This window comes from Kitasatospora phosalacinea (assembly GCF_000717185.1).
In the GTDB taxonomy this organism is placed as follows: domain Bacteria; phylum Actinomycetota; class Actinomycetes; order Streptomycetales; family Streptomycetaceae; genus Kitasatospora; species Kitasatospora phosalacinea_A.
The window spans coordinates 60279-75387 of the sequence record NZ_JNYE01000002.1; the positions used below are offsets into that span (position 1 = coordinate 60279).

At 75.3% G+C, this 15109-nt stretch carries 12 protein-coding genes, 1 tRNA gene and 1 riboswitch; of the genes, 9 read left to right on the forward strand and 4 right to left on the reverse strand.

Going from position 1 to position 15109, the window contains the following annotated elements:
- Positions 1–255: 255 nt before the first annotated feature.
- Positions 256–1620 carry an FAD-binding oxidoreductase gene (locus tag OO57_RS01315; protein ID WP_033250332.1) on the reverse strand — a complete coding sequence of 455 codons (1365 nt, stop codon included), beginning with the start codon at positions 1618–1620 and terminating at the stop codon, positions 256–258.
- Positions 1621–1725: 105 nt separating this feature from the next.
- On the opposite strand from OO57_RS01315, the gene OO57_RS01320 reads away from it, so the two are divergent.
- The 3 genes from OO57_RS01320 to OO57_RS01330 all read left to right on the forward strand — a co-directional run bounded on the left by OO57_RS01320 (position 1726) and on the right by OO57_RS01330 (position 4111).
- Positions 1726–1947, forward strand: a complete 222-nt coding sequence (locus OO57_RS01320; RefSeq protein ID WP_033250333.1) for a hypothetical protein — start codon at positions 1726–1728, stop codon at positions 1945–1947.
- A 77-nt stretch (positions 1948–2024) separates the two neighbouring features.
- On the forward strand, positions 2025–3518 hold the full coding sequence (locus OO57_RS01325; protein ID WP_033250334.1) for a hypothetical protein: 1494 nt from the start codon (positions 2025–2027) through the stop codon (positions 3516–3518).
- A 5-nt stretch (positions 3519–3523) separates the two neighbouring features.
- Positions 3524–4111: an NUDIX hydrolase gene (locus OO57_RS01330; protein ID WP_051776336.1), complete on the forward strand. Its 588-nt coding sequence runs from the start codon at positions 3524–3526 to the stop codon at positions 4109–4111.
- An 86-nt stretch (positions 4112–4197) separates the two neighbouring features.
- On the opposite strand, the gene OO57_RS01335 is transcribed toward OO57_RS01330, so the two are convergent.
- Together OO57_RS01335 and OO57_RS01340 are read right to left on the reverse strand one after the other, a co-directional pair.
- Positions 4198–4283 (reverse strand) — tRNA-Ser (locus OO57_RS01335).
- An 82-nt stretch (positions 4284–4365) separates the two neighbouring features.
- Complete coding sequence (locus tag OO57_RS01340; RefSeq protein WP_033250335.1) at positions 4366–6084, reverse strand: S1C family serine protease; 1719 nt, start codon at positions 6082–6084, stop codon at positions 4366–4368.
- A 243-nt stretch (positions 6085–6327) separates the two neighbouring features.
- Positions 6328–6479, forward strand: a riboswitch (TPP riboswitch).
- Here OO57_RS01340 and OO57_RS01345 point away from each other — a divergent pair.
- From OO57_RS01345 to OO57_RS01360, 4 genes are all read left to right on the forward strand, one after another.
- Positions 6470–7840, forward strand: a complete 1371-nt coding sequence (locus OO57_RS01345; protein ID WP_051776338.1) for a purine-cytosine permease family protein — start codon at positions 6470–6472, stop codon at positions 7838–7840. Its footprint overlaps the riboswitch before it by 10 nt.
- Positions 7841–7986: 146 nt before the next feature.
- Entirely contained in the window at positions 7987–8736 is a 750-nt protein-coding gene (locus OO57_RS01350; RefSeq protein ID WP_418909865.1) for a glycerophosphodiester phosphodiesterase, read from the forward strand.
- Between the two features lie 413 nt (positions 8737–9149).
- Positions 9150–9596 carry an ATP-binding protein gene (locus OO57_RS01355; RefSeq protein ID WP_234337179.1) on the forward strand — a complete coding sequence of 149 codons (447 nt, stop codon included), beginning with the start codon at positions 9150–9152 and terminating at the stop codon, positions 9594–9596.
- Between the two features lie 76 nt (positions 9597–9672).
- Positions 9673–10650, forward strand: coding sequence for a DUF5926 family protein (locus OO57_RS01360; protein ID WP_033250337.1), 978 nt, complete (start codon positions 9673–9675; stop codon positions 10648–10650).
- Positions 10651–10864: 214 nt separating this feature from the next.
- Here the strand turns inward: OO57_RS01360 and OO57_RS01365 are convergent, their stop codons facing one another.
- Positions 10865–11527 carry a bifunctional DNA primase/polymerase gene (locus tag OO57_RS01365; RefSeq protein ID WP_051776340.1) on the reverse strand — a complete coding sequence of 221 codons (663 nt, stop codon included), beginning with the start codon at positions 11525–11527 and terminating at the stop codon, positions 10865–10867.
- Positions 11528–11960: 433 nt separating this feature from the next.
- Here OO57_RS01365 and OO57_RS46630 point away from each other — a divergent pair, with 433 nt between their 5' ends.
- Both OO57_RS46630 and OO57_RS01375 read left to right on the forward strand, forming a co-directional pair.
- Positions 11961–13373: a PP2C family protein-serine/threonine phosphatase gene (locus tag OO57_RS46630; protein WP_033250338.1), complete on the forward strand. Its 1413-nt coding sequence runs from the start codon at positions 11961–11963 to the stop codon at positions 13371–13373.
- A gap of 139 nt (positions 13374–13512) precedes the next feature.
- Entirely contained in the window at positions 13513–15006 is a 1494-nt protein-coding gene (locus OO57_RS01375) for an aminopeptidase P family protein (RefSeq protein ID WP_033250339.1), read from the forward strand.
- Positions 15007–15109: the final 103 nt, after the last annotated feature.

Below are 15109 nucleotides of genomic sequence, written 5' to 3' on the forward strand. Positions count from 1 at the left end.
GACGGCGGCAGCGGGAGCCCCGTCCGGGCGGGCGCGCGGACGGGGTTTCCGGCGAGTCGTGCGAGCCCCTGGGCGCACGAACGGTCAGTTCACGCCCCGTTCGGGTGCGATGGCCTCACGAAGTCGATATTTCGCCATTCCGCGAAATCCTCATACCATCCGGATGACTGAATATGATGGTCGGCAGATATCCCCGGTGCACCGCGCCTCCCCCGGTGCACCGCGCCTCCCCGGGCTCACCGCACCTTCCCGGGGTTACAGCACCTTCCCGGGGTTGAGGATGCCCAGCGGGTCGAACGCCGCCTTGATCCGGCGCTGCAGCTCCAGCCCGACCGGGCCGAGCTCCCGGGCCAGCCACTCGCGCTTCAGCAGGCCGATGCCGTGCTCACCGGTCACCGTCCCGCCCAGCTCCAGGCCGAGCGCCATGATCTCGTCGAAGGAGCGCCGGGCCCGGGCCGTCTCGTCCTCGTCCCGGGCGTCGAAGATCACCACCGGGTGGGTGTTGCCGTCCCCCGCGTGCGAGACCACGCCGATGGTCAGCCGGTGCCGGTCGGCGATCTCCGCGACGCCGTTCAGCATCGCGGCCAGCGCGCTGCGCGGCACCGCCACGTCGTCGATCATCGTGGTGCCCAGCCGCTCCAATGCGGGCAGCGACAGGCGCCGGGCCTGCAGCAGCAGCTCGGACTCCGCCCGGTCCTCGGCCGGCACCACGGCGGTCGCCCCGGCCGCGGCGCACAGCTCCCCGACCGCGGCCAGCCGCTCCCGCCGGTCCGGGCCGTCGAAGGCCACCAGCAGCAGCGCCCTGGTCGACTCCGGCAGCCCCATCCGGGCCATCTCGTTCACCGCCCGGACGGTGGTGGCGTCCATCAGCTCCATCAGCGAGGGCGTGTGCCCGGCCGCCACCACCTCGCACACCGCCTCCCCCGCGGCGTCCACGGAGTCGAACTCCGCGGCCAGCACCAGCTGCGGCCCCGGCGCGGGCCGCAGCGCGAGCACCGCCTCGACCACCACGCCCAGCGTGCCCTCCGAGCCGACCAGCAGCCGGGTCAGGTCGTACCCGGCGACGCCCTTCGCGGTGCGCCGCCCCGTCCGCAGCAGCTGCCCGTCGGCCAGCACCACGTCCAGTCCGAGCACGTACTCGCTGGTCACGCCGTACTTCACGCAGCACAGGCCGCCCGCGCCGGTGCCGATGTTGCCGCCGATGGTGCAGGACTCCCAGCTCGACGGGTCCGGCGGGTAGGCCAGGCCCAGGGCCTCGGCGGCGCGGGACAGTTCGGCGTTGACCACGCCCGGCTGCACCACGGCGATCCGGTCGACCGGGTCGATGCGCAGGATCCGGTCCATCCGGGTCAGCGACAGCAGGACGCAGCCGTCCACCGCGTTCGCCCCGCCCGACAGGCCCGTCCGGGCGCCCTGCGGCACCACCGGCACCCGCAGTTCGGTCGCCGTCCGCAGCACGAACTGCACCTGCTCGACCGTCTCCGGGAAGACCAGCACCGCCGGGTCCCCCGCCGCGCAGAACCCGGCCATGTCCCGCGCGTACGCGGCCGTCACGTCCGGATCGACCGCGACCGCCCCGTCCGGCAGACCCGCCCGCAGCCGTTCGACCAACCCACTCACGGCAACCTCCACTCGACTCGTCCGCACTCTCCTCCCCCTCGCCCGTCCGGACAACCGCCCGCCGCCCCCTCCCGCGGTGTCGGTCCGCTCCGGCACCCTGGTCCCATGCGCGCACCCCGGATCCAGTGCCCCGACTGCGACCGCCCGGTCGCCCTCATGCCCACCCGCCGCACCGGCTACGGCGTCGTCCACGACCACAAGCGCGACCGCCGCTCCCTCACCCTCTGCACCGCCAGCATGCGCCAACTCCCCCTCGCCGAGGCCACCCTGTGGCAGGACGCCCTCCCCGGCCTCCCCGCCCCGGACGTCCCGCCCACCCTGTTCTGAGCCCGCCGGGGGCTGGTCACCCCCTGGGGCCCCGGGTAGCGTCCCGTCCCGAAGGCCAGCACCCAGGGGGGACGCGCATGGCGCACACCGGCACCACCCAGTACCAGTACCTGGAGTCGCTCGACTCCACCCGCATCCTGCGGCCCCGGCCCGGGGAGCCGGACGGCGAGTACGCCGAGGAGGCGCACCTGCAGGTCTTCACCGAGGTGCTGATGACACTGGCGCTCGGCCGCACCGTCGTCGTCCCGCAGTCGTACGCCTTCGACTCGTACGCGTTCCTGCGCGTCGCCACCGACGTCCTGCGGGCCAGGACCGGCGCCGCCGCCGACCACCACCCGTTCCGGGTCCACCTGCACGGCGCCCGGTCCTACCGGGAGGCCGTCGACCAGATGCTCGCCCGGGCCCGGACCGCCGACCCCGCGCAGCCGTTCCTCAGCCGCCTGCTGCCCGAGCTCAACGACCCCGCCGCGCACGACCTCGACCCCGGCGAACTGCACGAACACGCCGCCGACTTCGAACGGCTGCGCCGGGCCCCGTGGCTGGACGACGAGCGGGCCGCCGGGCTGCGGCTGATCGCCGACGAGTTCGACTGGCCGCCCGTCGACGCCAGGCCCCCCGCCCGCACGTACCGGCTGGGCGAACTGGTGGTCGGCGCGGCCGACCCGTCCTCGCCGATGGGCCGCTCCGCCGCGAACCTGCCGGAGCAGCAGCGGGACGTCCACGCCGCTCTGGCCGCCGCGATCCGCCTGCTCGGCACCGACCGCCCGGAGTCCTTCGACAACCGCAGCCGGCTGCGCCTGCCGCTCCCCTGGCCCGGCGACCCCGACGGGCGCAGCCCCGCGCAGATCATCGGCGACCCCGAGACGCTCGCCCTGCTCGTCGAGTTCGTCGACACCCTCTACAACGTCATCGTGGTCGACTCCATCGGCGTCGCCGACGCCACCCTCTCCACCGACCTCGCCCTGGACGAGCACCGGCTGACCGGCCGCGCCGTCGCCCAGGAACTCGCCCTCGCCCAGTACCGCTCCCGGACCCACCCCACCGCCTGGCTGCCCCCGGCACCCGCCGCGGAGGGGACGCCCCCGCTGTTCAGGATCGAACTCGACGCCGCCGCCGCACTCACCGACGACCAGGCCCGCGCCCGGCTCGCCGCCCTGCGCGCCAACGCCACCGACGCGGTCGCCGCCCTGCTGCGGGCCCGGGCCGAACCCCGCGCCAGGTCCCCGTTCTGGCGGGGCGTCGACGCGCTGCGCGCCGCCGAGGACCAGCGGGCCGCCCGGGCCGCGCTCGACGCCCACCTGGCCCACGTCGCCACCCTCGTCGGCAGCGGGGTCGCGGTCTCCACCCGCGGCGGCTCCCTGGTCGAGATGGCCCTGACCGCCGCGGGCGCCGTGGGCCCCGCCCTCGCCACCGAGGCGTGGCACCTGCCCGGCCTGCTCAGCTACTCGGCGACCGCCGTCGGCGCGGTCGGCAGCCTGGTCTACGGCAAGACCAAGCAGGCCGCCGCCGGACGCCGCCGCACCAGGGGGACCGCGTGCGCACTGGGGCGGGTCGTCGACGTGAGAGGCTGACCGCCATGACCGCCACGCCCCCCGGGCCGGACAGGAACGGGGCCGAAGACCGGGACGCCATCCGGCGCACCCGCGAGGTCCTCGCCTACCGCAACCGCTTCGTCGACGTCTACGACGACGAGGTCGCCTTCCCGAACGGCACCGACGGCCGCTACCTGCGGATCCACCACCGCGGCGAGGGCCACGGCGTGGTGGTCCTCCCCGTCCGCGACGGGGCCGTCGGCCTGGTGCGCACCTACCGCTACCCCCTCGGCCGCCTCCAGTGGGGCCTGCCCCGCGGCTTCTCGCACGGCGCCGACCCGCTGGTCACCGCCCGCGCCGAACTCCACGAGGAACTCGGCGTCCCCGAAGCCGAGTTCACCCTCCTCGGCACCATGACCCCCGACTCCGGCCTGCTCGCCGACCCCGTCGCCGTCGTCCACGCCACCGTCACCACCACCCCCGGCGCCCCCCTCACCCCCGAAGAGGTCACCGAGTCCCGCTGGCTCCCCCTCCCCGACCTCCCCCACTGGATCACCACCGGCCACCTCGACGACGCCCTCACCCTCGCCACCCTCACCCTCGCCCGCGCCCACGGCCTCCTCCCGCCCTAACCCCGGCCCCAGGCCCCAGGCCCCCGGCCCCCGGGAACGGCGACGGCCCCCGACCGCATCGCTGCTGGTCGGGGGCCGTTCTCGCGCGGAGGGTGTGGGATTTGAACCCACGGTGGCGCGAAGCCACGACAGTTTTCAAGACTGGTCCCTTAGGCCGCTCGGGCAACCCTCCTCGGCGGAGGCCAGCCTAACGGGTCGGAGCGGCCCGGGTGCACACCGTTTCCGGGGCGGGAGGGGTGCGGGAGGGGTGGGGGTCAGTTGTCGCCCTTGCGTTCGCCGAGGGTGACGGTGGTCTTGGCGGGCTTGCCGTCGCGGGTGTACTCGACCTCGACCTTCTCGCCGGGCTTGTGGGTCCAGATCTCGCTGACCAGGGTGGGGCCGCTGTCGATGGCGATGCCGCCGAGCTTGGTGATGACGTCACCGGGCTTGAGGCCGGCCTGGTCGGCGGGGCCGCCGGGGGTGACGGCGGGGGTGCCCTGGACGGGGGTGGTGGAGATCTGGGCGCCGTCGCCCTTGTAGCTGTCGTTGCGCAGGACGCCGAGGATCGCGTAGACGGGGGTGCCGTCCTTGATCAGGGTCTGGGCGACCCACTTGGCCTGGTTGATCGGGATGGCGAAGCCGAGGCCGATGGAGCCGGCCCGGCCGGTGCCGCTGGTGTTGGACTGGATCGCGGAGTTGATGCCGATGACCGAGCCGGAGGCGTCGAGCAGCGGGCCGCCGGAGTTGCCCGGGTTGATCGAGGCGTCGGTCTGCAGGGCGTTCATGTAGGAGGCCTGCGCGCCGGTCTCGTCGCCGGAGGCCACCGGGCGGTCCTTGGCCGAGACGATGCCGGTGGTGACGGTGCCCTCCAGGCCGTAGGGGGCGCCGATGGCGATGGTGGCGTCGCCGATGGCGACCTTGTCGGAGTCGCCGAGCGGCAGCGGGGTGAGCTTGTCGGTGGGCGGGTCGTCCAGGCGGACGACGGCGACGTCGTAGCCCTGGGCGCGGCCGACGACGGAGGCGCTGTAGGAGGAGCCGTCGGAGAACTTGACGGTGAGCTTGCCGCCGTCGGCGGCGGGGGCGACCACGTGGTTGTTGGTCAGGATGTGGCCCTCGGTGTCGAAGACGAAACCGGTGCCGGTGCCGGACTCGCTGGAGCCCTCGGCCTTGATGGTGACGGTGGACGGCAGCGCCTTCGCGGCGATCCCGGCGACGGACTCGGGGGCCCGGTCGAGGTTCTGGTGGGTGTTGCCGACCGTGACGGTGGTGCTGTTGTGGCTGGCGCTGCTGCTGCCGCCGCCCTTGCCGTTGTCGGTGACGGAGGCGCCGATCGCGCCGCCCGCCAGGCCCGCGACCAGGGCGACGGCCGCGACCAGGGCGATCAGCGAGCCGCGCTTGCGCTTGCCGGGTCCGCCCGCGCCGGGCTGCGGGGCGGTGCCCCACGGCTCGCCGGGGCCGCCGGTGCCGGCGCCGCCGATGGCGTCCCCGCCGGTCGGGTGGCCCCAGCCGCCGACCGGGTGGCCGGCGCCGAACGGGTGCTGCGGCTGCTGCGGGGCGTTCGGGTCGCCGGGCGCGGCCTGGCCGTCCTGGAGGAGCGGCGCGGGCAGCGCCGGAACGAACGGCGCCGGGGCCGCGATCGCGGTGGTGGCCTCGTCCGGGCGGGCGTACGGGCTGACCGGCTCGTCCGGGCGGGCGTACGGGCTGACCGGCTCGTCCGGGCGGGCGTACGGATTGGCGGGGACGGGGGCGGGCGCGGGCGCGGGGGCCGGTGCCGCGGCGGGCGCCTCGGGCACCTTGCCGAGCTGCATGGTCCGCTCGGCCGCGGGCAGCACCGGCGGCGGCGCGTCCAGGTAGGACGGCACGGGGGCCGGGGCGGGGGCCGGGGCCGGGGCGGAGGCGGCGGGCGTACCGGACCCGGCGGTCACCGCCTCGGTGCCGGTGGGCCCGGTGGCCTTCTCCGGCGGGGTGGTACCACTCGCGTGCTCGGTGCTCACGGACGACCTCCATCGCTGAACAGAACCTTCGGCCGCGAACCGCGGCGCCGGGGTCACGGTCCTCAACCTCGGGGCACAGTTTTTCCTATACCGGATTCGGACACCGTAAGCGGCCCCCTGAAGAAATCATGAGAAGCCTTAGGCCGTCCTGACATGCCCACCGGCGGTCCCGCGATGCGGACGGCTCCGCCCCCGGTCTTGGCGTTCCCCCGGTCGGAGGCTAGCCTGTCGCTCCTGTAAACCGAAGAACGTCGCGGGAGCTTGGACCAGCCAGGCTGAGAGTGCGCCGGTTCGACCGTGGGGCAGGGCGGTGACGCCACCCCGGCCGAGGGAGCGCTGACCGCCGGAACCTGTCCGGGTAATGCCGGCGTAGGGAGTATCGGCCATGACGGCTGTTCCGTCTGCCCAGTTGTCCGAGCGCGCCGCCGAGGTGCGCACCGAGGCCCCGCTGACCCTCGACACCGCCCCGCCGCGCACCCTGGACTTCCGGGCGCTGTTCGCGCTGTGGGCGAACCTCGGGGTGAGCCTGATCGGCTTCACCAGCGCCGCGACGGTGCTCGGCGCGTCCGGCCAGGAGCTGGGCTTCGCGGCCGCCGTGACGGCGATCGTCGCGGGCACTGTGATCGGCACCGCGATGCTGGCGGTGGCGGCCCTGGTGGGCGCCCGGACCGGCGCCCCGGCGATGACGGTGCTGCGCGGCCTGTTCGGCACCCGGCTGTCGTACGTGCCGACGGTGCTGAACATCGTGCAGTGCGTCGGCTGGGGCGTGTACGAGCTGACGGTGGTGGCCTGGGGCGCGCAGACCGTGTCCGGCACCGCGGGCTGGCGCTGGCTGTTCGTGCTGCTGGCGGGCGTGCTGACCACGGTGCTGACGATCTGGCCGCTGGGCGCGATCGCGGTGCTGCGCAAGTACGTGGCGGTCGCGGTGGGCGCGGCGATGGTCTACTTCACGGTGCAGTTCGCCCGGCAGGGCTTCCCGGACCCGGGCGCGGGCAACTGGCACGGCTTCCTGCACGCGACGGACGCGGTGATCGCGGTGTCGGTGTCGTTCGTGCCGCTGGCCGCGGACTACACCCGGCACGCGCGCAGCTCGTCGAAGGCGTTCTGGGCGACGTTCTCCGGCTACTCGGTGGCCCAGGTGTGGTGCTACGTGCTGGGCGTGGTGGCGCTGCTGCAGTCGGGCGGGGACGAGGGCCGGATCTTCGAGTCGTTCACCGGCGTCGCGGCGGGCTGGGCGTTCCTGCTGGTGCTGGTGCTGCGGGAAACCGACCAGTCGTTCGCGAACGTGTACTCGACGGCGATGTCGGTCCACAACCTGTGGCCGCGGGTGGACCGCCGGGTGCTGACCGGCGGGATCGGCGTGCTGGTGACGGTGCTGGCGCTGCAGATCAAGGAGTTCACCGACTCGTACTACGGGTTCCTGGGGCTGATCGGCTCGGTGTTCGTGCCGCTGTTCGCGGTGCTGGCGGCGGACTACTTCCTGGGCGCGGGCCGGCGTGGCTGGAACCTGGAGCAGGACGCCCCGGCGCGCTGGGTGATGCTGCTGCCGTGGGCGGTGGGCTTCGCGGTGTACCAGCTGCTCGCCCCGTCCGCGATCGGCGGCTGGTGGACCGGGTTCTGGGCGGACGTCCAGCGGGCGGTGCACTTCACCCCGCAGTCGTGGACCTCGGCCTCGCTGTTCTCGTTCCTGGTGGCGGCGCTGGCCACCCTCGCGGTGACGGCGCTGGAGCGACCGGGGGCGGCCGGGCGCTCCTGAGGCGACCGGCTGTTCACCCGCCCGTCGCCGTGCCGGGGGACGGCGGCCACCGGGCGCCGCGTACGGTGGTCGGCGTGGACACCCAGCACAGCGCGGCCGGTCCGGCCGCCGCCCGGACGGGCCGCGTCGAGCGTTCGGCGGTCAAGGTGATCGCCCACCGGGGTTCCTCGGCGGCGCTGCCGGAGCACACCGAGGAGGCGTACCGGCGGGCGCTGGAGGAGGGCGCGGACGGGCTGGAGTGCGACGTCCGGGTCACCGCCGACGGGCAGTTGGTGTGCGTGCACGACCGCACGGTGGAGCGGACCTCGGACGGGCGGGGCACGGTGTCGGCGATGACGCTGGCCCAGCTCTCCGCGCTGGACTTCGGCTCGTGGAAGCACCCGGGGGAGCCGCGGCGCAGCTCGGTGCTCACCCTGGAGCGGCTGCTGGAGCTGGTCGCGGACGCCGGGCGGCGGGTGGAGCTGGCGATCGAGACCAAGCACCCGGTGCGGTACGCGGGCCGGGTGGAGGCCGAACTGCTGCGGGTGCTGGACCGGTTCGGGCTGCTGCCGGCCTCGCCGGAGGATTCGGCGGTGCGGGTGATGAGCTTCTCCGAGCTGGCCCTGCACCGCGTCCGGCGGGCCGCCCCGGCGGTGCCCCGGGTGTACCTGTGGGAGCGGCGGCTGCCGGTGCTGGGCCGGACCAGGGCGCTGCCGGGGGGTGCGGCGGTCGCCGGGCCGGGCATCGAGCTGGTGCGGCGCGACCCGGGCCTGGTGACGGCGCTGCGCCGGGCCGGGCACCCGGTGCACGTGTGGACGGTGGACCGGCCGGAGGACGTCGAGCTCTGCCTGGAGCTCGGCGTGGCGGCGCTGATCACCAACCGTCCGGCCGAGGTGCTGGCCCAGCTCGGCCGCTGAGGCCGGGGCCGGGGCTGGAGCCGGAGCCAGGGCCGGGGCTGGAGCCGGAGCCAGGGCCGGGGCTGGAGCCGGAGCCAGGGCCGGGGCTGGAGCCGGAGCCAGGGCCGGGGCCGGGGGCCCTCGGGCGGCCCCCGCGGGTGGCACCCGGCGCCCAATCGCGTGACAGGAATACCGAACGGGGTATTTCCGGGCGGCGTTTCCCGCCGATCACCGCCGCTGAACGTGAGACACCCCTCACCTTTTGCCCGCGGTCCGTGCGGATGTCGTTAATGCCGCCATCGGATCGTCGAACGCCCGTTTCCGACGCATTACCGGCGGGCATCCATCCCTCGGCAGAAGCTGAAGGAGGTCCGGGGGTGGCGTTGATGGTGGCGCGAGCTGTGCCAGTTCAGGCCGGGTCGACCTCATCGGCCATGGCGGTTCCGCACGGGCCGGCCAGTGTTTCGACCGCGCGGCGCCGGCTGCGCAGCGACCTCGGCGACCGGTCGATACCGGAAGCGGTGATTGACGACGCGGTGTTGATCCTCTCCGAACTGCTCAGCAATTCCTGCCGGCACGCGAGACCGCTGGAGCACGACGGCGGCGCGCTCGGCCAGGAGGTGGAGAGCGGTACGGTGCTGGTGAGTTGGCAGATGCGCGGGGACGGCCTGCTGACCCTGGAGGTGACGGACGGCGGGGCGGCGACCCGGCCGGTCCCGGCCAGCCCGTCGGTGACGGCGCACGGCGGCCGGGGCCTGAGCATCGTCGGCAAGCTCGCCCGGGACTGGGGCGTGCGGCACGCACCCGGTCAGGTGACGGTGTGGGCGGAGCTCCCGGCGTCCGGGCAGGTCGCGGGCGGCGGGCGGCGGCGCAGCGCCTGAGCGGGGCCCGGGCGGGGCCGTCCGGGCGAAGTAGGCTGCCCGGTGCAACGTCCGACGTCCCCGGGAGAGCCGCACCATGGCCAAGAAGGCCGCGAAGAAGCAGCCCAGCCAGTCCACCGCCGTCGAGGGCGAGGTCCCGGTCGTCGGGGCGCGCGAGGCGTGCCCGTGCGGTTCGGGCCGCCGCTACAAGGCGTGCCACGGCCGCCAGGCGGCGCACGCGGTGCAGGAGTTGGTGCACCGCCCGTTCGAGGGCCTGCCGGGCGAGGCCGACTGGGTGGCCCTGCGCGAGCTGGTCCCGGCCGCCACGGTGCCGCTGGCGCTGGCCGCCGGGGTGGCCGAGGAGGCCGTCGGTGACGTCCCGTCGGTGACGCTGGCGACGGTCCTGCCGCTGGCCTGGCCGGCCCTGCGCCGCCCGGACGGGTCGATCCTGCTGGGCCTGCAGACGCAGTCCTCCTCGGGCGACCTGAGCCGTGACCTGGCGGACGCGCTGGAGCTGGCGCTGGGCACCGAGCCGGGCACCCCGGTGCCGGCCCGCCGGACCAACCCGGGCGGCCGCCGCCTGCAGGAACTGCTGGACACCGCGGCCGCGTTCGAGCCCGAGGTGCACACCGGCTTCGAGTTCTGGCTGGAGGACGCCGAGGCGGCGACCGGCGAGGTGGCGGCCTCGCTGGAGCGGGCCAACGCCTCCGCGATCCCGACCGAGAAGCTGGCCGGGGTGGACTCCGCGTACTGGTGCGGCACCCCGGACAAGAACCACCTGCGCTGGGTGATGACCGTCCCCGAGGAGCAACTGCTGGACGCGCTGGCCCGGCTGTCGGCGGCCGGGGACGGCTCGCTGGGCGAGGGCACCAAGCTGGTGGGCTCGTTCCGGGCGCACGGCCTGACCGTCCCGGTGTGGGACCTGCCGGTGGAGATGACCGCCGCGGAGGTGGAGAAGCCCGCCGTGGAGTTCGCCGCGAAGCTGGCCGAGGTGCTGGCCGCGCCCGCGCCGCTGACCGCGGAGGAGCGCCGGGCCCGGGCCAACCTGGTGAGCCGTCAGGTCACCCTGAACTAGGCCGGAGTGACCCGCGTCACATTTTCCGCCGTCCTCCGGAGGGTCCCGGAAATCCCAAGGGCCTTTCGGCGTGGACAAATTGGCGCGGAGCCGGATCTTTGTTACTGTTTGAACAGTCCGACCGCTGGTGCATCCCCCGTCGCCAGCGGTCGGACATTTTCCGTTCCGGGGCCTGCCGCCCCGCACGCCTGACGGGGCATCACCGGAAAGCGGCTCAGCGCTGCGGCAGCGCGACCGCGCTGGCCGTGATCAGCCCGCCCAGCAGCGTCCCGACCTCCGGCAGCCAGGGCCGCCCCGGCCCCGGCCGGCGCACCCAGTGCACCGGCCCCGCCCCCGTCCGGGACGGCGGCAGCACCAGGTACCCGCCCGGCCCGTGGTAGCGCAGCACGCCCGGCACCCACGGCCGCTCGGCCAGCAGCCCGCCCAGCTCCGGCAGCGTGTACGGCGCGGTCAGCAGCACGAACCGGCCCGGCGTGCCGAGCACCGGACCGCACGGGACGCCGATCTCCTCCAGGTGCCGCAGCAGCCACGGCCCGGCCGGGCGCGGCAGGCTCACCGCGCCCAGCGCCCGCCCGGTCGCCACCAGCACCGGGGCGCCCGGGGCACGCCGCTCCCACCACCAGCGCACCATCCGCGGGTCGGTGGTGGCCGCCTCCAGCGGCGGGTCGTCCGGGTGCCCGCCGGGCACCGCGCAGGAGCGGTCCGCGCACGAGCACGGCCCCGGCGCCCCGCGCAGCGCCCGCGCCCCCGGCACCACCGGCCAGCCGCACCCGGCCGCGGCCGCCAGGGCGGCGGCCAGCGCCAGCGAGCGGCCCCGGCGGCCCGGCAACCAGCGGTCGACGCGCTCGGACAGCGGCTCTCGGCGGGGAGGGCGCATGGCGGCTCGTTCCTTTCCGCGTTCGCATCGGGACGCACGGCACGGTCGGTGCGGTCGTCCGACCGGTCGGACGGCGCGGACTGCGTGATCAGCGTGACCCGGCGCGTTTCGGCGTGGTCGGCGTGGTCGGGGTGGCGGGCGGTGCGTGCACGTCTCGGCTACCCGCCGCTGGAACGAGAATCCCCCATACGTCCGGATGGACGCGGCCGCCCGGCCCCCGGTTCCACCGTACGAGTGAGCCCGGGCCGCCCCGGGTCGCGCCCCGGCGGCCCGCGCATACGATCCCTGGCACGTTCGGCCGCCGCACTCCTGGACATGCCCCGATCGGCCTGTGTACAAGTGGGGGAAACCTGCCGAGTAGTGAGTAAAGACATCGTTTCGGTCGGTCTCGGTGGTCTTGCGTGACACGTTCCGGATTGTGGGGAGTTGCGACATGACCGACGTCCACCCGTTGACGTCCCCGGCGCCCGCGGCCACGGCGCCCGCAGCCACGGCGCTGCCGCCCGCGCCGATCGTCGACCCGGTGCTGCTGCCGGAGCTCGGCGAGGTGCCCGCGGCCGACCTGCAGGACCGTTTGGCCGGATGGCTGTCCGATTTCACCAGCCTGCAGGAGCACCTGGAGCTGCTGGCCCGGGCCGACGGCCTGGGCGGCACCCTCGACGCGCTGCTGGACTCCGGCGCGGCCCTGCTCGGCGCCCGCCGCGGCCTGGTGGTCACCCTGCCGCCCGGCCCGGACCGCCAGCCCGCCCGCCCGGTCGGCCTCGGCCTGGACCGGGCGATGCTCGGCGCGCTGGAGACCGTCCCGGTCGAGCACGGCCCGTTCGCCGGGCTGCTCGGCCGCCCCGGCCCCGAGGGCCGGCTGCTGATCGCCGACCTGGCCGCCGACCCGGCCGTCGGCCCCCGCTTCCGCGAGGTCGCCGAGCAGCTCGGCCTCGGTGCCTGCTACGCGCTGCCGCTGACCACCGGCCCCGGCGGCCCGCTCGGCGCCGCCGCCTGGTTCTACGACGAGCCCGGCAGCCCGGACGAGCGCCGCGAGCACCTGGTGCGCCGCTACTGCGAGTTCGCCGCCCCGCTGCTGGCCCGCCAGCTGGAGGCGGACCGGGCGGTGCGCGCCGCCGAGGCGCTGCGCCGCTCCCTGCTGCCCGACCACCTGCCCGCCCGGGCCGGCCTGAAGGCCGCCGTCCGCTGCGTGCCCGCGGCCCTGGAGCGCGCCGCGGGCAGCGACTGGTACGACGTGGTCGCGCTGCCGGACGACACCGTGGGCCTGACCGTGGGCAGCGTGCTCGGCGGCGGCCCGGGCGCCGGGCCCGGCGCGGGCGTCGGCGCGGCCGCCGCGATGGGCCGGGTGCGGGCCGCGCTGCGGGCCTACGCGGTGCTGGAGGGCGAGGACCCGGTCTCGGTGCTCGGCGACCTCGAACTGCTGCTGAAGACCACCGAGCCGACCCGCTCCGCCACCGCCGTCTACGCCTGCGTGGACCCGGCCGAGCGCCGGATCGCGCTGGCCGGGGCGGCGAACTGCCCGCCGGTGCTGCTCACCCGCTACGGCGCGAACTTCGTGGAGACCTCGCTGTCCGCGCCGCTGGGCATGCTCAGCTGCTGGGAGGCCCCCGGGGTGGAGCTCACCGCGGAGCGCGGCGACGTGCTGGTGCTGTACACCGAGGGCCTGGCCCGCCGCTTCGCCGCCAACCTGCACGCCGGGCAGAGCGCGCTGCGCCGGGCCGCCGCCGACGCCCCGCGGGACGTCCGGCTCGACCCGGACCGGCTCTGCGCGCACCTGCTGGAGCGGGCCGGCGGCGGCGAGCCGGGCGCGGACGACCTGGTGCTGCTGGCCGTCCGCTTCGAGTAGGCCGCGACCCCCGGGAGCTCCGGATACCGGACGCCCTTCCTCCGTTCGAACGGCCCTACGTACCATGGGGGCGACATCCGCCCGCACGCCCCGCGACCCGGGGACGGGCGGGCGGCAGCGTGCGCGAGGAGGCGACGTAGTGACCGAGGACCGCAGCCCGGCGGTGTCCGAGAACCCCGAGGGTTCCGCCGAGGGCGAGAAGGACGAGAAGCCGGTCAAGAGCCGCAAGAACGGCCTGTACGACGGCGTCTCCGACGAGCTCGCCGCGTCCATGCGCACCGGCTGGGCCGACACCGAGCTGCGCGGCCTGCAGCCGGACGTCCAGGCCCCGTACGCGGCCGCGCGCCGCGCGAAGCTGTCCGCCGCGTTCCCCGGCGAGCGGCTGGTCGTCCCCGCGGGCAACCTGCGCACCCGGGCCAACGACACCGAGTACGCGTTCCGCGCCGCCAGCGAGTACGTCCACCTGACCGGCAACCGGACCGAGGACGCCGTCCTGGTCGGCGAGCCGGTCGACGGCGGCCACGCGTTCGCGCTGTACCTGCTGCCGCGCTCCGACCGGGAGAACGGCGAGTTCTGGCTGAGCGGCCAGGGCGAGCTGTGGGTCGGCCGCCGGCACTCGCTGACCGAGTCCGAGCAGCTGTACGGCCTGCCGGTGCGCGACGTGCGCAAGGCCGCCGAGGAGCTGGCCGCCACCACCGTCCCGACCCGGATCGTCCGCGGCTACGACGCCGCGCTGGAGGCCGCCCTCGCCGAGCAGCTCGACGCGGAGAAGGACGACGAGCTGACGGTGTTCCTGTCCGGGCTGCGCCGGGTCAAGGACGAGTGGGAGATCGGCGAGCTGCGCGCCGCCTGCGACGCCACCGTGCTCGGCTTCACCGACGTGGTGCGCGAGCTGGACCGGGCCGTGGCCACCTCCGAGCGCTGGATCGAGGGCACCTTCTGGCGCCGCGCCCGGGTCGAGGGCAACGACGTCGGCTACGGCACCATCGCCGCGGCCGGCCCGCACGCCACCACCCTGCACTGGGTGCGCAACGACGGCGACGTCCGCCCCGGCGAACTGCTGCTGCTGGACGCGGGCGTGGAGACCCACACCCTCTACACCGCCGACGTGACCCGCACCCTGCCGGTCAACGGCCGCTTCACCCCGCTGCAGCGCAAGGTCTACGACGCGGTGTACGACGCCCAGGAGGCCGGCATCGCCGCGGTCCGGCCGGGCGGGCGGTTCCGCGACTTCCACGACGCCGCGCAGCGGGTGCTCGCCGCCCGCCTGCTGGAGTGGGGCCTGATCGACGCCTCGGTGTACGACCTGGAGAAGGTCCTGGAGCTCGGCCTGCAGCGCCGCTGGACGCTGCACGGCACCGGCCACATGCTCGGCCTCGACGTGCACGACTGCGCGCACGCCCGCCGCGAGGAGTACGTGGACGCGCTGCTGGAGCCGGGCGTGGTGCTGACCGTCGAGCCCGGCCTGTACTTCCAGGCCGACGACCTGACCGTCCCCGAGGAGTACCGCGGCGTGGGCGTCCGGATCGAGGACGACATCCTGGTCACCGCCGACGGCAACGAGAACCTCTCCGCGGGCCTGCCGCGGCAGGCCGACGAGGTCGAGTCCTGGATGGCCTCGCTGGCCTCCTGACCCGGCACCGGCCCGTCCGGGCTGGGGCCGGTCGCGCTCAGTGGCGCCGGCCCCAGCCCGAACGGGCCGAGCAGACCAGGATATTCTTCTCATAACGGACACG

What these genes read in the sequence shown, in the direction of transcription:
- OO57_RS01320 (WP_033250333.1), top strand. Translation starts at nt 1,726, where the DNA reads ATGCGCGCACCCCGGATCCAGTGCCCCGACTGCGACCGCCCGGTCGCC.
- OO57_RS01325 (WP_033250334.1), top strand. Translation starts at nt 2,025, where the DNA reads ATGGCGCACACCGGCACCACCCAGTACCAGTACCTGGAGTCGCTCGAC.
- OO57_RS01330 (WP_051776336.1), top strand. Translation starts at nt 3,524, where the DNA reads ATGACCGCCACGCCCCCCGGGCCGGACAGGAACGGGGCCGAAGACCGG.
- OO57_RS01345 (WP_051776338.1), top strand. Translation starts at nt 6,470, where the DNA reads ATGACGGCTGTTCCGTCTGCCCAGTTGTCCGAGCGCGCCGCCGAGGTG.
- OO57_RS01355 (WP_234337179.1), top strand. Translation starts at nt 9,150, where the DNA reads ATGGCGGTTCCGCACGGGCCGGCCAGTGTTTCGACCGCGCGGCGCCGG.
- OO57_RS01360 (WP_033250337.1), top strand. Translation starts at nt 9,673, where the DNA reads ATGGCCAAGAAGGCCGCGAAGAAGCAGCCCAGCCAGTCCACCGCCGTC.
- OO57_RS01365 (WP_051776340.1), bottom strand. Translation starts at nt 11,527, where the DNA reads ATGCGCCCTCCCCGCCGAGAGCCGCTGTCCGAGCGCGTCGACCGCTGG.
- OO57_RS46630 (WP_033250338.1), top strand. Translation starts at nt 11,961, where the DNA reads ATGACCGACGTCCACCCGTTGACGTCCCCGGCGCCCGCGGCCACGGCG.